The 21,946-nt window shown below is 70.8% G+C and carries 22 protein-coding genes; 17 read left to right on the forward strand and 5 right to left on the reverse strand.

Going from position 1 to position 21,946, the window contains the following annotated elements:
- The first annotated feature begins 2 nt into the window (after positions 1-2).
- The 6 genes from ACWGST_RS06630 (at position 3) to ACWGST_RS06655 (ending at position 5,965) form a co-directional block, all read left to right on the forward strand.
- Positions 3-1,166, forward strand: a complete 1,164-nt coding sequence (locus ACWGST_RS06630) for an acyl-CoA dehydrogenase family protein (protein ID WP_452045868.1) — start codon at positions 3-5, stop codon at positions 1,164-1,166.
- Positions 1,167-1,180: 14 nt separating this feature from the next.
- Complete coding sequence (locus tag ACWGST_RS06635) at positions 1,181-1,768, forward strand: MaoC family dehydratase (protein WP_452045869.1); 588 nt, start codon at positions 1,181-1,183, stop codon at positions 1,766-1,768.
- Positions 1,765-2,580: an HpcH/HpaI aldolase/citrate lyase family protein gene (locus ACWGST_RS06640; protein ID WP_452045870.1), complete on the forward strand. Its 816-nt coding sequence runs from the start codon at positions 1,765-1,767 to the stop codon at positions 2,578-2,580. Before ACWGST_RS06635 ends, ACWGST_RS06640 begins: the two co-directional genes overlap by 4 nt.
- 102 nt (positions 2,581-2,682) lie before the next feature.
- Complete coding sequence (locus ACWGST_RS06645; protein ID WP_452045871.1) at positions 2,683-3,813, forward strand: aldo/keto reductase; 1,131 nt, start codon at positions 2,683-2,685, stop codon at positions 3,811-3,813.
- 82 nt (positions 3,814-3,895) lie between these two features.
- Positions 3,896-5,311 carry a M16 family metallopeptidase gene (locus tag ACWGST_RS06650; RefSeq protein ID WP_452045872.1) on the forward strand — a complete coding sequence of 472 codons (1,416 nt, stop codon included), beginning with the start codon at positions 3,896-3,898 and terminating at the stop codon, positions 5,309-5,311.
- A gap of 51 nt (positions 5,312-5,362) precedes the next feature.
- Positions 5,363-5,965 (forward strand): histidine phosphatase family protein, encoded by a 603-nt coding sequence (locus ACWGST_RS06655; protein ID WP_452045873.1) that lies wholly within the window; start codon positions 5,363-5,365, stop codon positions 5,963-5,965.
- Between the two features lie 73 nt (positions 5,966-6,038).
- Here ACWGST_RS06655 and ACWGST_RS06660 read toward each other — a convergent pair whose 3' ends face one another.
- Positions 6,039-6,521, reverse strand: a complete 483-nt coding sequence (locus tag ACWGST_RS06660; protein ID WP_452045874.1) for a GNAT family N-acetyltransferase — start codon at positions 6,519-6,521, stop codon at positions 6,039-6,041.
- 118 nt (positions 6,522-6,639) lie between these two features.
- Here ACWGST_RS06660 and dapB point away from each other — a divergent pair, with 118 nt between their 5' ends.
- Together dapB and ACWGST_RS06670 are read left to right on the forward strand one after the other, a co-directional pair.
- Positions 6,640-7,392 (forward strand): 4-hydroxy-tetrahydrodipicolinate reductase, encoded by a 753-nt coding sequence (gene dapB, locus ACWGST_RS06665; protein ID WP_452045875.1) that lies wholly within the window; start codon positions 6,640-6,642, stop codon positions 7,390-7,392.
- 19 nt (positions 7,393-7,411) lie between these two features.
- Positions 7,412-7,852, forward strand: a complete 441-nt coding sequence (locus ACWGST_RS06670; protein ID WP_452045876.1) for a hypothetical protein — start codon at positions 7,412-7,414, stop codon at positions 7,850-7,852.
- A gap of 23 nt (positions 7,853-7,875) precedes the next feature.
- Here ACWGST_RS06670 and ACWGST_RS06675 read toward each other — a convergent pair whose 3' ends face one another.
- The 4 genes from ACWGST_RS06675 to ACWGST_RS06690 form a co-directional block, all read right to left on the reverse strand.
- Positions 7,876-8,781 carry a TIGR01777 family oxidoreductase gene (locus ACWGST_RS06675; protein ID WP_452045877.1) on the reverse strand — a complete coding sequence of 302 codons (906 nt, stop codon included), beginning with the start codon at positions 8,779-8,781 and terminating at the stop codon, positions 7,876-7,878.
- A gap of 3 nt (positions 8,782-8,784) precedes the next feature.
- The gene (locus tag ACWGST_RS06680; RefSeq protein WP_452045878.1) at positions 8,785-9,210 is read right to left on the reverse strand and encodes an OsmC family peroxiredoxin; all 426 of its coding nucleotides are present in this window, start codon (positions 9,208-9,210) and stop codon (positions 8,785-8,787) included.
- A gap of 88 nt (positions 9,211-9,298) precedes the next feature.
- Positions 9,299-9,796: a DUF4395 domain-containing protein gene (locus ACWGST_RS06685; RefSeq protein WP_452045879.1), complete on the reverse strand. Its 498-nt coding sequence runs from the start codon at positions 9,794-9,796 to the stop codon at positions 9,299-9,301.
- Positions 9,780-10,220, reverse strand: coding sequence for a TlpA family protein disulfide reductase (locus ACWGST_RS06690; RefSeq protein ID WP_452045880.1), 441 nt, complete (start codon positions 10,218-10,220; stop codon positions 9,780-9,782). The genes ACWGST_RS06685 and ACWGST_RS06690 overlap by 17 nt, the downstream gene beginning before the upstream one ends.
- Before the next feature lie 118 nt (positions 10,221-10,338).
- Between ACWGST_RS06690 and ACWGST_RS06695 the strand changes: the two genes are divergently transcribed.
- The 9 genes from ACWGST_RS06695 to ACWGST_RS06735 all read left to right on the forward strand — a co-directional run bounded on the left by ACWGST_RS06695 (position 10,339) and on the right by ACWGST_RS06735 (position 21,911).
- On the forward strand, positions 10,339-11,148 hold the full coding sequence (locus tag ACWGST_RS06695) for a thymidylate synthase (protein ID WP_452045881.1): 810 nt from the start codon (positions 10,339-10,341) through the stop codon (positions 11,146-11,148).
- Entirely contained in the window at positions 11,145-11,690 is a 546-nt protein-coding gene (locus ACWGST_RS06700) for a dihydrofolate reductase (RefSeq protein WP_452045882.1), read from the forward strand. Before ACWGST_RS06695 ends, ACWGST_RS06700 begins: the two co-directional genes overlap by 4 nt.
- 326 nt (positions 11,691-12,016) lie before the next feature.
- The gene (locus tag ACWGST_RS06705) at positions 12,017-12,883 is read left to right on the forward strand and encodes a DUF559 domain-containing protein (protein WP_452045883.1); all 867 of its coding nucleotides are present in this window, start codon (positions 12,017-12,019) and stop codon (positions 12,881-12,883) included.
- Positions 12,884-12,974: 91 nt separating this feature from the next.
- Complete coding sequence (dapA, locus tag ACWGST_RS06710) at positions 12,975-13,949, forward strand: 4-hydroxy-tetrahydrodipicolinate synthase (protein ID WP_452045884.1); 975 nt, start codon at positions 12,975-12,977, stop codon at positions 13,947-13,949.
- Between the two features lie 107 nt (positions 13,950-14,056).
- The gene (locus tag ACWGST_RS06715) at positions 14,057-15,733 is read left to right on the forward strand and encodes a ribonuclease J (RefSeq protein WP_452045885.1); all 1,677 of its coding nucleotides are present in this window, start codon (positions 14,057-14,059) and stop codon (positions 15,731-15,733) included.
- Between the two features lie 82 nt (positions 15,734-15,815).
- A complete protein-coding gene (locus ACWGST_RS06720; protein ID WP_452045886.1) occupies positions 15,816-16,931 on the forward strand; it encodes an efflux RND transporter periplasmic adaptor subunit in 1,116 nt (371 codons plus the stop codon).
- Positions 16,928-17,659, forward strand: coding sequence for an ABC transporter ATP-binding protein (locus tag ACWGST_RS06725; RefSeq protein WP_452045887.1), 732 nt, complete (start codon positions 16,928-16,930; stop codon positions 17,657-17,659). Before ACWGST_RS06720 ends, ACWGST_RS06725 begins: the two co-directional genes overlap by 4 nt.
- Positions 17,656-18,900: an ABC transporter permease gene (locus ACWGST_RS06730; RefSeq protein ID WP_452045888.1), complete on the forward strand. Its 1,245-nt coding sequence runs from the start codon at positions 17,656-17,658 to the stop codon at positions 18,898-18,900. The genes ACWGST_RS06725 and ACWGST_RS06730 overlap by 4 nt, the downstream gene beginning before the upstream one ends.
- Positions 18,901-18,953: 53 nt before the next feature.
- A complete protein-coding gene (locus ACWGST_RS06735) occupies positions 18,954-21,911 on the forward strand; it encodes a DNA translocase FtsK (RefSeq protein ID WP_452045889.1) in 2,958 nt (985 codons plus the stop codon).
- Positions 21,912-21,946 lie beyond the last annotated feature (35 nt).

Genomic DNA, 21,946 nt, shown 5'->3' on the forward strand with positions numbered 1-21,946 from the left:
CTGTGAGCACCGAGCTGAGCGCCGAAGAACAGCAGCTGTACGACATGGTCTGCGAGTTCGCCGACACCGTCGTCGCGCCGCAGTCGTACGAGGCCGACCGCACCCACACGCTGTCGATGGACGTCGTGGCGCAGATGGGCGAGCTCGGGCTCTTCGGTCTGCCGTTCCCCGAAGAGGTCGGCGGACAGGGCGGCGATTACCTGGCCCTCGGTCTCGCCATCGAGGCGCTCGCCCGTGTCGACCAGTCGATCGCGATCACCCTCGAGGCCGGGGTGGGCCTCGGCGCCATGCCCGTGTTCCGTCACGGCACCGACGCGCAGAAGGCCGAGCTGCTGCCCGACCTCGTCGCGGGGCGCGCGCTCGCCGGGTTCGGCCTGACCGAGTCCGAGGCCGGCTCCGACGCCGGCGCGACGCGCACCACCGCCGTGCTCGACGGCGACGAGTGGGTCGTCAACGGCTCGAAGCAGTTCATCACGAACTCGGGCACGCCCATCACGAGGTTCGTCACGGTCACCGCGGTGACCGGCGAGCGCACCCGACCCGACGGCTCGGTCTCCAAGGAGCTCTCGACGATCATCGTGCCGAACGGCACGCCAGGGTTCACGGTCGACCCCGGCTACGACAAGTCGGGCTGGCGTGCCTCCGACACGCATCCGCTCACCTTCGACGACGTACGGGTGCCCGCGGCGAACCTGCTCGGCGAGCGCGGCCGCGGCTTCGCCAACTTCCTGCGCACGCTCGACGAGGGCCGCATCGCGATCGCAGCCCTCGCGACGGGCGTGGCGCAGGGCTGCCTCGACGAGGCGCTCGCCTACGCGAAGACGCGCAATGTCTTCGGCGTGCCGATCGCCTCGCACCAGTACATCGCCTTCACCATCGCGAACATGCAGGCGCGGGTCTACACCGCGCGCCTCGCCTGGCACGACGCGGCCCGCCGCCTCGACGCCGGCATGCCGTTCAAGAAGGAGGCGGCGATGGCGAAGCTCGTCTCGAGCGACGCCGCGATGCTGAACTCGCGCGACGCCACGCAGATCTTCGGCGGCATGGGGTTCATGAACGAATCCCTCGTGGCGAGGCACTACCGTGACTCGAAGATCCTCGAGATCGGCGAGGGCACGAACGAGGTGCAGCTCATGGTCATCGCACGCGAGCTGGGCATCGGCTGAGAGAGGGGCGCATGATGACGGATGATTCGGGCACGACGAACGCGTCGATGCCGGATGCCGCGGGCACGACGCCGCTGCGAGACGTCGTGCAGCGCGGGCTCTGGTTCGAGGAGTTCGAAGCGGGCGTGCGCTACCTGCACCGCCCCGGCCGCACCGTCACCGAGGCCGACAACGTGCTCTTCACGACGCTCACGATGAACCCTCAGCCGCTGCACCTCGACGCGGCGTGGTCGGCCGAGCAGCCGTTCGGCCAACGGCTCGTCAACTCGATGTTCACGCTCTCGACGCTCGTCGGCCAGTCGGTCGGCCAGCTCACGCAGGGCACGCTCGTCGCGAACCTCGGCTTCGGCGCGATCGCCTTTCCGTCCCCCGTTTTCATCGGTGACACCCTCTACGGCGACAGCGTCGTCGAGTCCAAGCGCGAGTCGGCGTCGCGCCCGGGGCAGGGCCTCGTGACGCTCGCGCACACGGCGCGCAACCAAGATGGCATCGTCGTCGCGACCGCATCGCGCACGATGCTCGTGTGGCTCCGCGAGGCGGGGGAGCGGCAACAGAGGGCCGGCGCGACGGGCGCGGCCGGCGGCGCGAGGGCGAGCGGATGACGCACCCCGCGTTCCGCTTCGGCCCGGCGCTGCTCTTCTGCCCGGCCGACCGGCCCGACCGCTTCGCGAAGGCGCTCGCACGCGCCGACGCCGTGATCCTCGACCTCGAAGACGCCGTCGGCGAGGATGCGAAACATGCCGCGCGTCTCGCCCTGCTTGCGACGACGCTCGATCCCGAGCGGGTGATCGTGCGGGTCAACCCGGCCGCGAGCGCCCACTTCGACGACGACCTCGCGGCGCTCGCCGAGACCGACTACCGCACCGTCATGCTCGCCAAGTGCGAGGGCACGGCCGACGTCGTCGACCTCGCCGACTTCGAGGTCATCGCGCTCTGCGAGACCGCCCGCGGGGTGCTCGCCTCGAACGAGATCGCGGCACTGCCGAACGTCTCGGCGCTCATGTGGGGCGCCGAAGACCTCGTCGCCTCGCTCGGCGGCTCGTCGAGCCGGTTCCCCGACGGTCGATACCGCGACGTCGCGAGGCACGCCAGGTCCCAGGTGTGCCTCGCGGCGGCGGCGCACGACATCGCCGCGATCGACACGGTGCACCTCGAGATCGACGACCTCGACGGGCTTCGAGCCGAGGCGGAGGACGCCGTCGCCGTCGGCTTCGCCGCGACGGCGTGCATCCACCCAGGTCAGATCGAGGTGGTGCGCGGCGCGTACCGGCCGAGCGCCGAGCACCTCGACTGGGCCCGGGCCGTGCTCGACGCGGCCGACGGGAACCGCGGCGTGTTCGCCTTCCGCGGCGGCATGGTCGACGCGCCGGTGCTTCGGCAGGCGGCCTCGATCGTGCGTCGCGCGGGCGGGTGAGCGAAACGATTCGATAACAGTTCACCCGCTGTACCCCGGATGGCGCACTTCGAGCGTCGAACGCGACGTAGTGTCGGAGTCAATCCTGGGGAGGAGGGGAACGTGGCACGACGACACGTCTATCGGGCGCATGAGTCGAACGGTGCGGGGGCAGTCCTCGCGCTCGCCGGCTCGGGGGAGCGCGACGAGCACGACACGCACCAGGCACTCGACGGCAGCGCATTCGACCACGGCGCGCTCGACCACGTCGCAACCCTCGGCGGGCCCCTCGTCGAGGTCATCGCCTCGAATCCGCTCTCGGGCCCGATCAGCGTCGCGCGTCGGGTGCCGATCGGCGAGACCGGCATCGAGGCGCATCCGCTCGTGCTCGGCGGCAGCACCTTCGGCTGGACCCTCAGCACCGAGCAGGCGTTCGACGTGCTCGACCGCTTCGCTGGCACGGGCGGCTCGCTCGTCGACACCGCCGACAGCTACGCGGCGGGCCGCAGCGAGACGATCATCGGCAAGTGGATGGCCTCGCGCGGCACCCGCGACCGCATGGCGATCGCGACGAAGGTCGGCCACCATCCCGACCACCGGGGGCTCTCGCCGGCCGCGATCGTCGAAGCCGTCGACGACTCGTTGCTGCGGCTCGGCGTCGCCCGCATCGACCTGCTCTACTTCCACGGCGACGACACCGAGGTGCCGCTCGAAGAGAGCCTGGGCGCCGTCGATGCGCTCATCGCCGCCGGAAAGGTCGGCGCCATCGGCGCGGCGGACTTCACGCCCGATCGGCTGATCGAGGCGCGAGTGCTCGCCGCCAACGGCCTGCCCCGATTCACGACGTTGACGACGGGATACAACCTGCTCGAACGTCAGCCCTTCGAGGGGGCGCCCGAACTCGTCGCGCACGCCCAGGGGCTCGCGGTGCTGCCGTACTTCGGCCTCGCGAACGGATTCCTCGGCGGCCAGGTGCGACGCCGTGCCGACGTGCGTCACGACGCCAGGGGCGAGCGTCAGGCGCGATACCTGAGCCGGCGCGGTCACCGCGTGCTCGCGGCGGTCGACGAGATCGCCTTCGCCCACGGCGTGCAGCCCGCCACGATCGCGCTCGCCTGGCTGCTCGCCAAGCCCACCGTCGTGGCGCCCGTCGTCAGCGCGTCGAGGCCCGATCAGGTCGAGGCGCTCATGGCCGCGGCATCCGTCGAACTGCAACGCTCCGAGATCGTCGACCTCGACCGCGCGTCGGCCTGAGCGCGCGCAGTCCGACTGAGCACGTCGCAGGCCCGCCCGCCCGCCCGAGCGCCCCAGGCGCACGTGGCATAGGCTGATCGGGATGAACGGCGCTGTCGACCTCCCACTCGGCCAGGCCGAGCTCTCCTTCACCGCCGCAGGCGACGCGCGAGTTCGGCGCAGCGTGCTCCCATCGGGGGTGCGAGTGCTCAGCGAACAGGTGCCGGGCAGTCGCAGCGCGACGATCGGTTTCTGGGTCGCGGTGGGCTCGCGCGACGAGCAGCGGGCCGATGCCGCACACCCCGCGACCTACGGGTCGACGCACTTCCTCGAGCACCTGCTCTTCAAGGGCACTGCGACGCGCACGGCCCTCGACATCGCCATCTCCTTCGACGCCGTCGGCGGCGAGCACAACGCGCTCACGGCGAAGGAATACACCTGCTACTACGCCAAGGTGCAAGACCGCGACCTGCCGATGGCGGTCGAGGTGCTCGCCGACATGTTCACCTCGTCCCTCCTCGACCCGACCGAGTTCGAAAGCGAGCGCGGCGTCATCCTCGAAGAGCTCTCGATGGCGGGCGACGACCCGGGCGACGTCGCGAACGAACGCTTCTTCGAGGCGGTGCTCGGCGCCCACCCGCTGGGCCGGCCGATCGGCGGCAACGCCGAGACCATCCGCGGCGCCACGCGCGACGCCGTGTGGGAGCACTATCGGGCGAACTATCGCCCCCAAGACCTCGTCGTCACGGTCGCCGGCGCGATCGACCACGATCAACTGCTCGTCGAACTCGACCGTGCGCTCACGAAAGCCGGTTGGGATCTCTCGGTCGCCGGCCGACCGGTCGAACGCCGTTCGGTCGTGCCGGCCGCCGCCCTCGAAGCCGGCCCCGAGGTCACCGTCGTGGCACGACCGACCGAACAGGTGAACCTGCTGCTCGGGGTGCCGGGCCTCGTCGCCACCGATGAGCGGCGCCCGACGATGAGCGTCATGAACGCGATCTTCGGGTCCGGCATGTCGTCGCGGCTGTTCCAGCAGGTGCGCGAGCGCCGCGGGCTCGCCTACTCGGTCTACTCGTTCGCGCCCGGGTATTCGGACGCCGGTCTCTTCGGCATGTACGCGGGCTGCGCTCCGGCGAAGGCCGGCACGGTCGCCGCGCTCATGCGCGCAGAGCTCGAGCGGCTCGCCGTCGACGGAGTCACGGCCGACGAGCTGCGTCGAGCGGCCGGCCAGCTCGCGGGGGCTTCGGCGCTCGCGCTCGAAGACTCCGACACGAGGATGTCGCGGCTCGCGCGCGCCGAATTGACGCTCGGCGAGTTCGCCGACCTCGACGAGGCGCTTCGACGCATCGCACTCGTCACCGCCGACGACGTGCGCGAGCTCGCCGCCGACCTCGCCTCCCGCGCCTTCTCGCTCGTCGCCGTCGGCGCGATCGACGAGGCGGCGCTCACCGCTGCGGCCGACGCGGTCGGGCGCTCGGGCGCCGCCGACCCGGTCGCTCCGAACGCCGACGTCGCATGACGGCGGCATCCATTCGTCTCACCCCACCCTGCATCAGAGGAACCGATACCAGTGGCCAACCATCTCTACCTCGTCCGGCACGGCGAGCAGCTCGACGCCGAGCACGGCCTGCCCGACGGACCGTTGTCACCCCGAGGGCGCCGGCAGGCCGAACTGCTCGCCGAACGCCTCGGCGGGGTGCCGTTCGACCGCGCGTGGCACTCGCCGCTGCAGCGGGCCGCCGAGACGGCCGAGATCATCGCGGCGAAGATGCCTGCGGTGAGCCCCGAGCCGTCGGCCCTGTTGTTCGACTGCATCCCCTCGGGCCCTGCGCCCGAGACGCCGAAGGCCTATGACGCGTTCTTCGGTTCGGTCACCGAGGCCGAGATCGAGGCCGGCAGTGCGCAGATGGCCGACGCCGCCGCCGAGTTCCTCCGCTCGCACGGCGAAGACCGCCACGAGTTGCTCATCACCCACAACTTCGTGATCGCGTGGTTCGTGCGCGAAGTGCTCGGCGCGCCCGACTGGCGGTGGGTCTCGCTCAACGTGGCGAACTGCGCGTTCACGGTGCTGACGCAGAAGCCGGGGCGCCCGTGGAGCCTCGTCGTGCACAACGACATCGCGCACCTGCCGCCCGAACTGCGCACCGGCCTGCCGGAGTCGTACGCGATCTGAGCGGTCGCGTCGGCTCGCGCTCGGTCGCGCTGCGCCGCCCGATGTCTTGCGCAGCGCCGCATCGCGCCGAGCGTCAGCCGACGCGCTTGCCGTACCAGTTCGTCGCGTTGGGGTTGGCGTTGTACGGCTCGATGTCGACGTAGCCGCTCGACCGGTAGAGGCCGCCGGCGGCCTCGAGGCTCGCGTTCGTGTCGAGCACGAGCTCTTGCGCGCCGTACTCGACGGCCCGCCGCTCGAGTTCGGCGAGCAGCCTGCGCCCTTCGCCGCCGCCGCGAACGGCGGGCGAGAGCCACAGGTGCTTGATCTCGAAGCGCACCTCGAGGGTCTCGGGCCGGCGCTGGATGCGTCGCACCCCGCCGCAACCGATCGCTTCGCCCTCGTCGTCGACGGCGATCAGGAACACGCCGGCCGGCGGCGTGAACTGTGCCGCGTCGGGCCAGGTCGGGCGGTACTCGCCCTGCGCGGCCGGAAATCCCGCCGCGCGCTCGGCGAAGTACTCGCCGAGCAGCGCGTGCGCGTCGGCGTCGGTCACGTTGGCGTCTCGGAAGCGCAGCATGCGTCCACACTATTTGGCCGGGCGGATGGACGGGCAGCGGGTGGATGCCGCGTGCCGCAGCGCGCGCTCGAACCCGGGCACGATCGGGGCGGGCCTGCCGCTTGCTAGGGTGAAACCCGTGACGATACGGGTCGCCGTGGCGGGAGCCACCGGCATGATGGGGCAGCTGGCGCTTCGACTGATCGAGGAGGCCGACGACCTCGAACTGCACGCCGCACTCGACTCGCGTTCGAGTCTCGACGTCATGCTCGGCGCCGACGTGGCGCTCGATGTCACGCACCCCGGCGCGAGCGCCGAGATCGTCGAGTTCGCCGCCGGCGCCGGCATCCCCATCGTCGTCGGCACCTCGGGCTGGTCGGCCGACCGTATCGCCGACATCACGGCCTTCGTGCGCGGCCACGCCGACGCCGGGGCCGTGCTCTTCATTCCCAACTTCTCGATCGGCAGCGTGCTCGGCACGGCCTTCGCCGCACTCGCCGCGCCGTACTTCGACTCGATCGAGATCGTCGAGGCCCACCACGCGGGCAAGGTCGACTCGCCCTCGGGCACCGCCGTGCGCACTGCCGAACTCATCGGCGAGGCGCGCTCGGCGCGCGGCCCCGTCGCCGCACCGCACGCCGACCAGCGCGCACGGGGGCAGCTCGTGAGCGGGGTGCCGGTGCACAGTCTGCGCCTGGCCGGCATCGTCGCCGAGCAGCGCGTCGTGCTCGGCGGCGACGGCGAGACCCTCACGATCACGCACGCCACGATGTCGCAGAGCTCGTATGAGACGGGCATCCTGCTCGCGCTGCGCAGCGCCCCCGCGGCATCGGGCGTCAGCGTCGGCCTCGACACGCTGCTCGACCTCGGACTGCCCGGTACGAGCCGATGATCGATCGAGGCACGCGCCGATGACCACCAGGATCGGCGCGCTCATCATGGCCGCGCTGCTCGTGCTCTACCTCGCACTCGTCGGCTGGCGCGCCGTGCAGTTCATGGCCACCGGCGAACCCGTCGCGATCGCCATGGGCGTGGCGCTGCTCGTGCTGCCCATCATCGCGCTGTGGGCGCTGTGGCGTGAGCTCGACTTCGGCATCCGCTCGCACCAACTCGTGAAGCGGCTGGACGCCGAGGGCGGACTCGACCTCGGCCTGCCGCTCATGCCGAGCGGGCGCCCCGAGCGCACTGCTGCGATCGCTGCGGTCGACGGATTCCGCGCCGCCGCAGGCGACGCGCCCGATTCGTGGCAGGCGGCCCTGCGGCTCGGTCTCGCGCTCGACGCGGCCGGCGACCGGCGCAGCGCGCGGCAGGCGGTGCGCCGGGCGATCGGGCTGGCGCGGGCCGAGCACTGATCGGGGTGTGCTGAGCCGGCGTGTCAGCGGGCAGCAGGCCGCGGCGCGGCGAGCATCGCATCGATCGCCGACTCCACCGTGAGGTGCGTGAACCGGAAGCCGTCGTCGATGAGCCGCTGGGGGCGCACCTTCTGACTCGAGAGCAGCAGCGCGTCGGCAGCGCGCCCGAGCACGAGCTCGAGCATGCTCTCGGGCACCCCGAGGGCGTGCGGCCGATTCATCCGCTCTGCCATCGAACTCATCACGCGATCGGCCGTCGCCGGCGTCGGGCCCGCGAGGTTCACCGGCCCCGACATCGACGAGGCGAGCAGGTGCATGATCGCTGCGACCTCGTCGTCGAGGGCGATCCACGGCCAGTGCTGGCCGCCCGTGCCGAGGCGGGCCGAGGCGCCGAGACGAGTGAAGTTGCCGACGCGCTGCAGAGCACCGCCGCGCCCGACGATCATGCCGCTGCGGAGCATCACGCTGCGGGTCTCTTCGGGCGCGAGCCGCGCCGCGGCCTCCCACCGGGTGACGACCTCGGCGAGAAAGCCCGTGCCCGCGCTCGAGTACTCGGTGAGCAGTTCGCCCGGCCGGTCGCCGTAGTACCCGACCGCCGAGGCGCTGAGGAACACGGCCGGCGGGCGGCGGGCCTTGCGCATCGCATCGGCCAGGGTGCGCGTCGCGGTGATGCGCGACTCGAGGATCTCGCCGCGATACGACTTCGACCACGGCAGACGGGTGAGCGGGGCGCCCGAGAGGTTCACGACGGCGTCGACGCGATCCATGACGGTGAAGTCGATGATGCCCGCCGCCGGCGACCAGGCCGCCTCGTCGTCGCCTTGGGCGCGGCGACGCACGAGGCGCACGACGTCGTGCCCGTCGCCGGTGAGTGCCGTGACCAGCGCGGTTCCGATGAATCCGGATGCACCGGCGACGAGTACCCGCATCGATCAGGCGAGTTCGGCTTCGATCGTGATCGGGATGCCGGCGAGCGCCTGCGAGATCGGGCAGTTCTTCTTCGCGTCTTCGGCGAGCACCTCGAACTGCTCTTCGCTGAGCCCCGGCACGCGGGCGCTCACGAGCAGGTGGCTGCCCAGCACCCCCTTGCCGGCCTCGAACGTGACCGCCGCCGTGGTCTGGATGCTCTCGGCGGGCGTGCCGGCCTGCGCGAGGCCGAGCGAGAGCGCCATCGAGAAGCACGAGGAGTGCGCCGCGGCGAGCAGCTCTTCGGGGTTGGTCGTGCCGGCGGCGCCTTCGGCGCGAGCCTTCCAGTTGACGGGGAAGGTCGCGAGACCCGAGGAGTCGAGGGCGACGTCGCCCGATCCCTCGAACAGCGTGCCCTTCCAGACGGTGGTCGATTCACTTGTGAGTGCCATGGCATCCTCCTCGTCGAGCCGAACCCCCAGCCTATCGGCGAGCGCCGCTCGGGGCTCAGCCCTCGCGGAGTCCCAGCGCAGTCCCGGCTCAGGTTCGCGGAACGATCCGTGCCCGCGCGAGCAGCAGGTACATCCGGCAGCCGAGGCAGAAGTCGAACGCGGCATTCAGGAACGCCGCGACGAACGCGATCGCGGCGGCGATCGGCACTGCGTACGCGACGCCGAGCAGCGAGAGCAGCACCCCGGCGAGGCCGACCGCGAACCCCACGCCCTGGGCGAACGTCGGCGGGCGCGGGTCTTCGAGCTCGGCCGGCGGTGCGAGCCCGGGGCGCACGAACTTCGCGAAGATCACGCCGTACGGGTGCCGGTGCACCCCCGCGAACGCGCCCCAGGCGAAGAGCAGCGTGATTGCGGTGAGCAGCCAGAACGCCGCGGCATCCGCCCCTGCGATCGCGAGCACGACCGTGACGAGCAGCAGGGTCGCCGTGATGGCGGCGCCGAAGCGCGGGCCGCGCGGGTCGATGCCCGCCGGCGCTCCCGGCGTGGCTGCCGGTGCCGGCACCGTGGATTCAACCGGAGATGACATGGGAGCTCCTCATGAGGTCGTCGAGTCGTTCGCGCACGGCGGCGGCGCGGGGGAGTCCGGCGATGCGGGCGCGCACTGCGCCGTCGGCGTCGAGCAGCAGGGTCGTCGGCGTCTCGGTGACGCGGAAGCGGCCGGCGAGGTCGGGCCGATGCGTGAGATCGACCTCGACGTGCGCGGCGCCGTCGTGCTCGCCGGCGAGCTGCGTGAGCAGCCGCCCAGCGGCGGGGCAGCGGGCGCAGAACTCGGTCGAGAACTGCACGAGCGTGGCCCGTTCGCCGAACGCGGCGACGCCGAGCTCGGCCGGCCGCACCACGTCGCCGGAGCCGCTGCGGGCGACGCCCTGCCGCGATCGCCAGACGAGTCCGAGAGCGGTCGCCGCAGCGACGAGCGCCACGGCGGTCGCGAGGGCGGGCAGCCAGTTCATGCGGTCGAGCGTACGCAGCCTGCGCCGCGCCGAGCCGAGTGTGACCGAGCATGACGTGCGGACACGGCATCCGCTCGCCTTCGCCCGACTGACGCCGGTGAGGGTTAGCCTTGTGGGGATGGCCGAGACGATCCCGACTCCGTACGAAGACCTGCTGCGCGACGTGCTCGAACACGGCGCCGTCAAGACCGATCGCACGGGCACCGGCACGCGCAGCGTGTTCGGCCGCCAATTGCGATTCGACCTCTCCGAGGGGTTCCCGCTCGTGACGACGAAGCGCGTGCACTTCAAGTCGATCGCCTACGAGCTGCTGTGGTTCCTTCGGGGTTCGTCGAACGTCGGCTGGCTGCGCGAGCACGGCGTGACCATCTGGGATGAATGGGCCGACGCCGCGGGCGAGCTCGGTCCCGTCTACGGTGTGCAGTGGCGCTCGTGGCCGACGCCCTCGGGCGAGACGATCGACCAGATCTCCGAGGTCGTCGAGCAGATTCGCACGAACCCCGACTCGCGTCGGCTCATCGTCTCGGCGTGGAACCCCGCCGACATCCCGTCGATGGCGCTCGCCCCGTGTCATGCGCTCTTCCAGTTCTACGTGGCCGACGGCAAGCTCTCGTGCCAGCTCTACCAGCGCAGCGCCGACCTCTTCCTCGGCGTGCCGTTCAACATCGCTTCGTACGCGCTGCTGACCCACATGATCGCGGCGCAGACCGGCCTCGAGGTCGGCGACTTCGTCTGGACCGGCGGCGACTGCCACATCTACGACAACCACGTCGAGCAGGTGACCGAGCAGCTGTCGCGGGCGCCGTTCGCACCGCCGACGCTGCGGCTCGCCCGCACGCCCGACTCGGTCTTCGACTACGAGTACGACGACTTCATCGTCGAGGGCTACCAGCACCACCCGCCGATCCGCGCGGCCGTCGCGGTATGAGCGCCGAGGCATCGAGCCCAGTGGATGCCGCGGGCCCTGCGCCGCGCACCCGCATCGGCCTGATCTGGGCCGAAGCGCACAGCGGCGTGATCGGCGCTGGGGGAGTGATGCCCTGGCACGTGCCCGAAGACCTCGCGCACTTCAAGGCGGTGACGCTCGGTGCGCCCGTCGTGATGGGGCGGAAGACCTGGGACTCCCTGCCCGAGCGGTTCCGCCCCTTGCCGGGTCGCACCAACATCGTCGTGACCCGTAACGAGGAGTGGTCGGCTTCCGGTGCGATTCGAGCGGGCTCGATCGACGACGGGCTGGCGGTGGCCGCGGCATCCGACCCCGAATGGATCTGGGTCATCGGCGGCGCCCAACTCTTCGACCGGCTCATCGACCGGGCCGACCGGCTCGAGGTGACCGAGCTCGACGTGGCGGTTCCCGGCGACGCGTACGCACCCTCGGTCGACCTCAGCTGGCGGCTCGTCGACACCGACGGCCCGCACCTCTCCAGCACGGGCGTCGGCTACCGCTTCCTCACCTACACCCGCGACTGACCCCGCCCCCTTGCGCGGGCGTTCCCGCCCGCGCCTCCGCGCCTCCGCACCCCCGCGCCTCCCGCCTCCCCGCATCCCCGCATCCCCGCGCATTCTCGAGCTGCACGATGATTCCGCCGACACGCCCGGTGCACGCCGCGTGGCGAACGAATCGTCATGCAACTCGCGCATTTCGTGCAGCCCCACCCCTCCTCCACACCTGCCGATTCGTCGTGTTCTCCACCATTCCCGCATTCTCGACACGCTGCTCGCGTCCGTGGCGTCACGCTCATCGCATGCCTGTTCCTGCTGCAACGATTCGCCGGCACTGCTTCGATCTGGGCGGGGTGGCTCGCACGTCGGAGCTCGCCGCACTCGATGTCGACGCGTACTCGCTCCGCCTGGCGATTCGACGAGGCGAGGTCGTTCGGTTGCGTGAGGGTGTCTACGCCGTGCCCGATCTTCCGCGTGACGTGCAGTCCGCGATCCGTCACGGCGGACTGCTCGGCTGTCTGAGCCGAGTTCGCGCAGCCGGCCTCTGGACGCTGAGCGAACCCGATGTCGCGCACGTCGCGATGTCGCCCACGGGTCGGCGGCGTCGACACGACGGATGCGTCTGCATCACGCATTGGGCCGCTTCGACGGCGAACGGCGGAATGACGAGTCTCGATGACGCGCTCGTGCAACTGCTCGGATGCCGCGGTGCGGAGGAGTTCTTCGTGGCCCTCGAGTCGGCGATGCGCAAGCGATTCCTGACCCGCACCTCACTCGCTCGGATCCGGAGCCGGATCCCGGCCGTGCATCGCTGGCTCGTCGACTTCGCACGATGGAATGCCGACAGCGGGCTCGAGTCCCTCCTGCGGCTGCGACTCCACGCCCACGGGATCGAACTCGCCTCGCAAGTCGCGATCCCGGGGGTCGGACGGGTGGACTTCGTCCTGGGCGATCGGCTCATCCTCGAGGTCGACGGCAAGCGCAATCACGTCGATGGTTTCGATCAGGATGCGATGAACGGTGCGGAGCGGGCGGCAGCGGTTTCGAAACGGCACAAGGACCTCGTTCGAGACACGGTCGCAGCGGCGCACGGCTTCGACACCCTGCGGTTCGACTACGCGCTCGTCGTGCACGACTGGCCGATCGTGGAGGCCGCGATCCTCGCGAAGATCGATCGCGGTCTGCATCTGCGATCACGAGTTGCACGACGATTCCCCTGACCCGCCGAGGATCGACGGCGTGCCACGCATACCCTCGTGCAACTCATCAACTCGTGCAACGGGCTGGGGTCGACCCGATACGCTGGAGGGCGTGACTTCAGACAATCCCTTCGGACAAGTGCTCGTCGCGCTCGTCACGCCGATGACGGCTGACGGCGAAGTCGATTGGCCCGGGGTCGAGAAGCACATCGATCAGCTCATCCAGGGCGGCGCCGACGGCATCGTGGTCACCGGCACGACGGGCGAGACGTCGACGCTCACCGACCCCGAGAAGATCCGCCTGGTCGAGGTCGGCAAAGATGTCGCAGCGGGTCGCGCCAAGATCATCACGGGCGGCGGGTCGAACGAGACCGCCCACGCGATCGAGCTCTACAAGCACTCCGAGCGCGTCGGTGCCGACGGCATCATGATCGTCACGCCGTACTACAACAAGCCGACGCAGGCCGGCATCCTCACGCACTTCCGGCTCGTGGCCGACGCCACCGACCTGCCGGTGATCCTCTACGACATCCCGGGCCGCACGGGCGTGCCCATCAAGTACGAGACGATCCTGCGTCTCGCCAAGCACCCCAACATCCTCGCCGTCAAGGACGCCAAGGGCGACTTCTCCGAGGTGAGCCGGGTGCTGAACCAGACCGACCTCATGTACTTCTCGGGTGACGACGCCAACATCCTGCCGCACCTCTCGATCGGGGCAACGGGCCTCATCGGCGTCACCGCGAACATCGCGCCCGCGCCGTACCGCACGATCGTCGACGCAGTGAACCGCGGCGACCTCGCCACCGCGACGGCCGCGCACCGGCAGCTCGAACCGCTCGTGCGCGCCATCATGACCCACGTGCCCGGCACGGTCGCGGCGAAGTACATCCTGCACGGCCTCGGCCGCATCTCGAGCCCGCGCGTGCGCCTGCCCCTCGTCGGCCCCGAAGAGTGGGAGGCCGCCCTCATCGAAGACGAGATCGACCACGTGCAGGGCGTGCCGGGCGTCGACTTCCACAACTTCCGCCCCGACCGCAACGCCGCAGCCGGCGGCGCACTGCCGAAGGTCGCCGGCACCACCCGCTGAACCAGTGGATGCCGCGGCGCGCCATCGCCCGCCGAGACATCCGCCCCGAGACATCCGCCGGTCACAGGGCCGGCACCGAACTGAACACCGCAACAGAAGGAGGGCTCATGCCCGACGTCGTCATCGATCCTGCCCCGCTCGAGGCCGGAACGCTCCGCATCATCCCCATCGGCGGCCTGGGGGAGGTCGGCCGCAACATGACCAGCTACGAGATCGACGGCAAGATCCTCATCGTCGACTGCGGCGTGCTCTTCCCCGAAGAGCACCAGCCGGGTGTCGACCTGATCCTGCCCGATTTCGGCTTCTTGAAGTCGCGCCTCGACGACATCGTCGGCGTCGTGCTCACGCACGGCCACGAAGACCACATCGGCGCCGTGCCCTACCTGCTGAAGCTCCGGGGCGACATCCCCCTGATCGGCTCGCAGCTGACGCTCGCACTCATCGAGGCGAAGCTCAAAGAGCACCGCATCAAGCCCTACACCCTCACGGTGAAAGAGGGCGGGCGCGAGAAGATCGGCCCCTTCGACCTCGAGTTCATCGCCGTGAACCACTCGATCCCCGACGCGCTCGCCGTGGCGATCAAGACCGAGGCGGGCACCGTGCTCGCGACCGGCGACTTCAAGATGGACCAACTGCCGCTCGACGGTCGGCTCACCGACCTGCGCGAGTTCGCGCGCCTCGGCGAAGAGGGCGTCGACGTGTTCATGGTCGACTCCACGAACGCGGATGTCCCGGGCTTCACGCCCCTCGAGCGCTCGATCGGCCCCGTGCTCGACGAGGTCATCAACCGCGCACCGCGCCGCGTGATCGTCGCGAGCTTCTCGAGCCACGTGCACCGCGTGCAGCAGGTGCTCGATGCCGCATGGGCGAACCACCGCCGGGTGGCCCTGCTCGGCCGCAGCATGGTGCGCAACATGACGATCGCCGCCGACCTCGGCTACCTCAACGTGCCCGAGGGCGTGCTGATCGACTACAAGAAGGCCGGCAAGATCCCCGACGACGAGATCGTCTACATGTCGACCGGTTCGCAGGGCGAGCCGATGGCCGTGCTCTCGCGGATGGCCAATCGCGATCACCAGATCGAGATCGGCGAGGGCGACACGGTGATCCTCGCATCGAGCCTGATCCCGGGCAACGAGAACGCGGTCTACCGCGTCATCGACGGCCTCACGAAGCTCGGTGCCAACGTGGTGCACAAGGCGAACGCGAAGGTGCACGTCTCGGGCCACGCGGCCGCCGGCGAGCTGCTCTACTGCTACAACATCCTGAAGCCGAAGAACGTGCTTCCGATCCACGGCGAATACCGGCACCTGTTCGCGAACGCGAAACTCGCGCAAGACACCGGCATCCCTGAGAAGAACACCTTCATCGGCGAGAACGGCTCGGTCTACGACCTGCGCGACGGCGTGCTCAAGGTCGTCGGCCAGCTCGACCTCGGGTTCGTCTACGTCGACGGTTCGACGGTCGGCGAGATCACCGACGCCGACCTGAAAGACCGCCGCATCCTCGCGGAAGAGGGCTTCATCTCGGTCATCGTCGTGGTCGACGCCTCGACGGGCCGTGTCATCACCGGGCCCGAGATCCACGCGCGCGGCTTCGCCGAAGACGACTCGGTGTTCGACGACGTCAAGCCCAAGATCATCGACGCCCTCGCCGAGGCGGCGCAGAACGGCGTGCGCGACTCGCACGCGCTCTCGCAGATCGTGCGGCGGGTGATGGGCGGCTGGGTGAACCGGCGCCTGCGCCGCCGGCCGATGCTCGTGCCGCTCGTCATCGAGGCGTAGCGGCATCGAGGCGTAGGGGATCGCCCCGATTCCCCCCTGAGAAGGATCCCACGGCCGTCGCGGAGTCTCTACAGTGGTGGAGATGCCCGGCGGCCCCTACGGCCGGGCGACCCGACGAAGGAGTGCCGTGGGCGTCTGGCGCAAGTGGATCTTCCCGACGATTCGAATCGTACTCGTGGCGGTGATCGCGATCGCGCTGGCGAAGCTCGCGTTCTTCCCCGATCGCGCCGAGGCCGACGCAGAGACGGCCGTGCCGACGGGCAGCGTCGTCGAGCCGCAGGTCGCGGTCGCGCGCGGCACGATCGCCAACGAGGTGGTGCTGACGGGCACCGTGAACGCGGATGCCTCGGCCCCCGTCAAGGCGACGGGAACGGGCGCGGTCGACGAGGTGTTCGTCACCGCGGGGCAGCAGGTCGCGGCGGGGCAGAAGCTCTACGACATCAAGGTGCAAGACGAGGTGGAGCCGACCGAGACGCTCGGGCCCGACGGCCTGCCGTCGATGACGATGCCGAAGGCGTCGTTCCACTTCGAGAAGGTGCTCGCGCCGTCGGCGGGCGTGCTCGCGTCGCTCGACGTCATCGAGGGCCAGCCCGTCGCGACGGGGGAGGTCACGGGGCAGGTGGCGCCGCCGAGTTTCAACGTCACGGCGACGCTCAGCCCCGAGCAGCAGTACCGGCTGACGAGCGCGCCGACCGAGGCGCTCGTGACGATCGCGGGCGGGCCGGCTCCGTTCACGTGCGGCGGTCTCGTGATCTCGACGCCGCTCTCGGGTGCCAGCGGTGGCACCGGCGGGGCCGGCGCGGGAGCGACGGGCGCTGCGGGCGGCGGGGGCGCCGAGGCATCCGGCGGCACCACCGTGCGCTGCGCGGTGCCCGGCGACGTGCGCGTGTTCCCCGGTCTCTCGGCCCAGGTGAAGATCTCGGCGGGCAGTGCCGCCGACGTGCTCGTGGTGCCGATCACGTCGGTCGGGGGCGGCGCCGAGACGGGCGTCGTCTGGCTCGTCACGGCCGACGGCGAGCGTGTCGAACAGCCCGTGAGACTCGGGCTCAGCGACGGTACCCAGGTCGAGGTCGTCGAGGGCGTCGCAGAGGGCGACCAGGTGCTGCAGTTCGTGCCCGGCGCGCCGGGCGAGACCGGTCGAGAGGGCTGCGTGCAATCGCCCGACGGCATGATGATGTGCGGAACCCTGACGCAATGAACCTCGTCGAGGCGCGCGGCGTCGGCCGCACGGTGGAGTTGCCCGACGGGCGCCCGCTCACGATCCTCTCGGGCGTCGAGCTCATGGTCGACGAGGGCGACCGGGTGTCGATCGTCGGCCGCTCGGGCTCCGGCAAGTCGACGCTCTTGAACCTGCTCGGCCTGCTCGACGCGCCGACCGAGGGCGAGCTCGTCTTCCTCGGCCACGATGTGCGCCGCATCGGCAGCGGTGCGCGCGACCGCCTGCGCGGCAGCGAGGTCGGCTTCGTCTTCCAGCAGTTCAACCTGCTGCCGGGGCGCACGGCGCTCGAGAACGTGCAGACCCCGCTGCTCTACTCCGGCGGCCGTGAGTTCTGGCGGCGCGAGCAGATCGCCCGCGACATGCTCGAACGCGTCGGGCTCGGCGAGCGGCTCACGACGAAGCCCGAGCGCCTGTCAGGCGGCGAGCAGCAGCGCGTGGCGATCGCGCGTGCGCTCGTGCGCAGACCCCGACTCATCCTCGCCGACGAACCGACCGGCGCTCTCGACCTCGAGACCGGCGCCGAGGTCATGACGCTCATCGAGGCGGTCGCCGCCGAGACGGGCGCCGCGCTCGTGACGATCACGCACGACCCCGCGATCGCGGCGCGATCGAACCGCCACTTCCTGCTGCGGGGCGGCAGGCTCGAGGCAGCGGATGCCGCGGCAGCACGCCCCGCCGTCGAAGCCGACGCCGAGGCGGCCGCATGACCGGCTGGTTCGCCCGCACGGCGACGGGCGCCGTGAGCACCGTCGTCGAGGCGCTCGAAGAGCTGCGCATCCACCGCGGGCGCGTGCTGCTCTCGCTCATCGGCGTCGCGGTCGCCGTCTGCGCGCTCACGACCGTCGTGGGTGCCGCGGCCATCGCCGAGCAGGCCGGTCGTGAGATGCAGGAGCGCGGCGGCGGGCGCCCGGCGACGGTGCAGCTGAGCGCGAACTCGTCGAACGGCCCGATCGACCCCGCGACGGCCGAGACGGCCTGGCAGGCAGCGCTCGAACGGCATGGCATCGACTACGCGAGTCGCGTCGGCTACGGCGGCCTGACCGTGCAGTTCGCCGACGGCGCCGTACCGGTCTCGTTGCAGGTCGTCGACCCCGACTACGGGGTGATGCACCGGGTGCGGCTCGCCGAGGGCGCCTGGTTCACCGAGCGCGACACCGATCGCCTCGCGCCCGCCCTCATCGTCAACGAGGCGTTCTGGCAGCGGCTCGGCAGCCCCGAGCTCGCGACGCATCCGACCGTCGAGCTCGTCGGCCGTGGCACGACGACGGGCGTCATCACGGGCGTCACCCCCGCGCAGAGCGAGTGGGACACCGAGCCGACGGCGTTCATCCTCACCGATTCCTATCTGCCGCTGCAGGCGATCGCGACGGTCGATCCGATGATGGGCGCACCGTCGACGAGCTACGAGATGTGGATCCCCGACGGATCGGCAGACGAGCTCACCGAGTCGATGAAACGGGCGTTCCGATCCGAGCTCGGCGAGGGCGCGACGGTCGACGGCTGGCGCACCGACTACGGCCAGATGGAGGGCGACCCGTATCTGCCGATCAAGCTCATGGTCATCGGCATCGCCGTCGTCATCCTGCTGCTCGGTGCGCTCGGGCTGCTCACGATCGCGCTCGTGACCGTGCGCGGGCGCATCCGCGAGATCGGCATCCGGCGCTCGTTCGGCGCGACGGCCGGGCGGGTGTTCTTCTCGGTGCTCATGGAGACGGTCGTCGGCACGTTCGTGGCCGGCGTCGTCGGCGTGGCGATCGCCATCGCGCTCGTGCGGAGTCCGCTCATGGGCATGGCCCTCGGCGGCGCCGAGGTCGAGGACATGCCGGGATTCCCGATCGAGGCGGCCCTGATCGGCATCGGCGCGGCCGTCGCGGTCGGCGCGCTCGCGGGCCTGCTGCCCGCGCTCGGCGCGGTGCGCGTGAAGGTGATCGATGCGATCCGCTTCTGAACACTCGCGCCGAGCTGCAGCCCGGTGCGGGCGCGGAGCCGTAGCCTAGGCACATGGCTACGAGCACCAGGTCGAACGGTCGTGCCTCGGGCGCGTCCTCGCGTGCTTCGAGTTCCCGCACCTCCGCTGCGAAGACCGCGCCCACGAAGAAGCTTCCGGCGACGACCCCTCGCGGGGCGGCCGCCAAGAAGACGCCGGCCACCCCCGAGCGACCGAACCTGCTCGTTCGCATGTGGATGGGGCTCGCGCACCTGACCGGCGGGGCGGCCCGCGCGCTCGGCCCCGAGACGCTCTCGAGAGAGGAGCGTCGCGACGGCCTGCCGTTCTTCATCGTCGTGCTCGCGATCATCGGAGCGGTGATCGAGTGGTTCCTCATCAACGAGCCGATCGCCCATACCCTCGACTCGTGGACCTTCGGCGGCCTCTTCGGCCGCGTCGCGTTCGCCCTCCCGGTCGTCATGCTGATCTTCGCCGTCTGGCTGTTCCGGCACCCGAGCTCGGTGCACGACAACACCCGGATCGGCATCGGCCTGGGGCTCCTGCTCCTGACGGTGTCGGCCCTCTGCGACATCTTCGGCGGGCAGCCCGAGCCGCGCGACGGCATGGCGGTGCTGGCTCGTGCCGGCGGCATCCTCGGCTGGCTCGTCGCCGCGCCGCTCATGGCCCTCATCACGCAGGCCGGCGCGACGATCGTCGTGATCGTGCTGCTGCTGCTCTCGCTGCTCATCATCACGAAGACGCCGCCGAACCGCATTCCCGCGCGGTTCCGCGAGCTCTACGAATGGCTCTTCGGTGCGACGCACGACGAGCCCGTCACCGAGGTCGGCCCGAAGCCCTCGAGGCGCGAGCGCAAGAAGGCCGAGCAGCTCGAACTCGACGGCATCGACGCGCTCGGCGACGGTGACGACGACGAGCCGCGCTCCGGCCTGCTGCCGTGGTGGCGTCGCAACGACTCGAATCGTGAAGAGGACCCCGCGTTCGACCCGTCCGGCGCCGAAGGTCTCACCGAGGTGTTCGGGGCGGGCTCTGCCGCTGGCAGCTTCGAGTCGGCGCTCGAGGGCGTGGGCGGCCCGAGCACGTACGGCACCGAGGTGCTCGGCGACCTCGAGCGCGCCGAATCGGCGTTGCAGCAATTCACGGGCGACGTGCCGCGCGGCGGCACGGGCCTTCGCGGTGACGACGCCGGGGCCACGAACGTGCTCGCGGTGTTCGACGTCGCGGGCGACGCGGGCGGTGCAGGCGCGGCCGGTGCGACGGGCCCCGGCGCCCCCGAGGCCTCCGAGTTCGATGCCGACGCGGCATCCGCCCCCGAGCGCCCCTACCACCTGCCCGCCGCCTCGACCCTCGAGGCCGGCGCCCCCGCCAAGAAGCGTTCGCAGGCCAACGACGACGTCGTGCGGCAGATCACCGGCGTGCTCGACCAGTTCTCGGTCGACGCGAAGGTCACCGGATTCTCGCGCGGGCCGACCGTCACGCAGTACGAGATCGAGCTCGGCCCGGGCGTCAAGGTCGAGCGGGTCACGGCCCTCTCGAAGAACCTCGCCTACGCCGTCGCCTCGAACGAGGTGCGCATCCTCTCGCCGATCCCGGGCAAGAGCGCGATCGGCATCGAGATCCCGAACGCCGACCGTGAGATCGTGACCCTCGGCGACGTGCTGCGCTCGGGCAACGCCGCGAACGCCTCGCACTCGATGACGATCGGCGTCGGCAAAGACGTCGGCGGCGGCTATGTCATCGCCAACCTCGCGAAGATGCCCCACCTGCTCGTGGCCGGCTCGACGGGCTCGGGCAAGTCGAGCTTCGTGAACTCCATGATCACGAGCCTCCTGATGCGCGCGAAGCCCTCCGACGTGCGCATGGTGCTCATCGACCCGAAGCGCGTCGAGCTCGCGCCCTACGCGGGCGTGCCGCACCTCATCACGCCCATCATCACGAACCCCAAGAAGGCGGCAGAGGCGCTCTCGTGGGTCGTGAAAGAGATGGACATGCGCTACGACGACCTCGCGTCGTTCGGCTTCCGTCACATCGACGACTTCAACAAGGCCGTCGTGGGCGGTGAGATCGTGCTGCCTGCCGGTTCTGAGCGCAAGCTCAAGCCCTACCCGTACCTGCTCGTCGTGGTCGACGAGCTCGCCGACCTCATGATGGTCGCCCCGCGCGACGTCGAGGACTCCATCGTGCGCATCACGCAGCTCGCCCGTGCGTCGGGAATCCACCTCGTGCTCGCGACGCAGCGACCCTCGGTCGACGTCGTGACGGGCCTCATCAAGGCCAACGTGCCGTCGCGGCTCGCATTCGCCGTCACGAGCGTCACCGACTCGCGCGTCATCCTCGACCAGCCGGGCGCCGACAAGCTCATCGGCCAGGGCGATGCGCTCTTCCTGCCGATGGGCGCGTCGAAGCCGCTGCGCGTACAGGGCGCCTGGGTGAGCGAAGACGAGATCGAGCGGGTCGTCAAGCACGTCACGAGGCAGGCCCGCCCCGAGTACCGGCAGGATGTCGCGGAGTCCGCGCCGCGCAAAGAGATCGATGCCGACATCGGCGACGACCTCGAACTGCTGCTCGCGGCCGCCGAGCTCGTGGTGTCGACGCAGTTCGGTTCGACCTCGATGCTGCAGCGCAAGCTGCGCGTCGGCTTCGCGAAGGCCGGCCGCCTCATGGACCTGCTCGAGTCGCGAGAGATCGTCGGCCCGTCCGAGGGGTCGAAGGCGCGCGACGTGCTCGTCACGGTCGAGCAGCTGCCCGGGGTGCTCGCCCGCCTCCGCGGCGAGGAGCCCGCGGCGGCACAGGCCGCTCCGGCCGCCCGGCCGACTGCAGCACCCGGATCGGTGCCGGGATCGGCGCCGGGATCGGCGCAGACCGGCCCGCTCGGCGGCGGGATCGCGCCCACCGAGGCCTACGACGCGCCCGACGCCCGCTACGACGACCCCGTCGCGCGCATGAGCGAGGGTCGCCCTGAGGTCGAGGGCGACGACGACGAAGACGCCTGGGGCCTCACCGGGCGCGACTGAGCCCGCGGCCGGATCGACGCGATCGTGAGCCCACC

This window comes from Agromyces sp. NPDC055520 (assembly GCF_053619715.1).

Coding starts and splice junctions, on each gene's coding strand:
- ACWGST_RS06635 (WP_452045869.1), top strand. CDS start 1,181: ATGACGGATGATTCGGGCACGACGAACGCGTCGATGCCGGATGCCGCG.
- ACWGST_RS06640 (WP_452045870.1), top strand. CDS start 1,765: ATGACGCACCCCGCGTTCCGCTTCGGCCCGGCGCTGCTCTTCTGCCCG.
- ACWGST_RS06650 (WP_452045872.1), top strand. CDS start 3,896: ATGAACGGCGCTGTCGACCTCCCACTCGGCCAGGCCGAGCTCTCCTTC.
- ACWGST_RS06660 (WP_452045874.1), bottom strand. CDS start 6,521: ATGCTGCGCTTCCGAGACGCCAACGTGACCGACGCCGACGCGCACGCG.
- ACWGST_RS06670 (WP_452045876.1), top strand. CDS start 7,412: ATGACCACCAGGATCGGCGCGCTCATCATGGCCGCGCTGCTCGTGCTC.
- ACWGST_RS06675 (WP_452045877.1), bottom strand. CDS start 8,781: ATGCGGGTACTCGTCGCCGGTGCATCCGGATTCATCGGAACCGCGCTG.
- ACWGST_RS06680 (WP_452045878.1), bottom strand. CDS start 9,210: ATGGCACTCACAAGTGAATCGACCACCGTCTGGAAGGGCACGCTGTTC.
- ACWGST_RS06685 (WP_452045879.1), bottom strand. CDS start 9,796: ATGTCATCTCCGGTTGAATCCACGGTGCCGGCACCGGCAGCCACGCCG.
- ACWGST_RS06690 (WP_452045880.1), bottom strand. CDS start 10,220: ATGAACTGGCTGCCCGCCCTCGCGACCGCCGTGGCGCTCGTCGCTGCG.
- ACWGST_RS06695 (WP_452045881.1), top strand. CDS start 10,339: ATGGCCGAGACGATCCCGACTCCGTACGAAGACCTGCTGCGCGACGTG.
- ACWGST_RS06700 (WP_452045882.1), top strand. CDS start 11,145: ATGAGCGCCGAGGCATCGAGCCCAGTGGATGCCGCGGGCCCTGCGCCG.
- ACWGST_RS06715 (WP_452045885.1), top strand. CDS start 14,057: ATGCCCGACGTCGTCATCGATCCTGCCCCGCTCGAGGCCGGAACGCTC.
- ACWGST_RS06720 (WP_452045886.1), top strand. CDS start 15,816: ATGCCCGGCGGCCCCTACGGCCGGGCGACCCGACGAAGGAGTGCCGTG.
- ACWGST_RS06725 (WP_452045887.1), top strand. CDS start 16,928: ATGAACCTCGTCGAGGCGCGCGGCGTCGGCCGCACGGTGGAGTTGCCC.
- ACWGST_RS06730 (WP_452045888.1), top strand. CDS start 17,656: ATGACCGGCTGGTTCGCCCGCACGGCGACGGGCGCCGTGAGCACCGTC.
- ACWGST_RS06735 (WP_452045889.1), top strand. CDS start 18,954: ATGGCTACGAGCACCAGGTCGAACGGTCGTGCCTCGGGCGCGTCCTCG.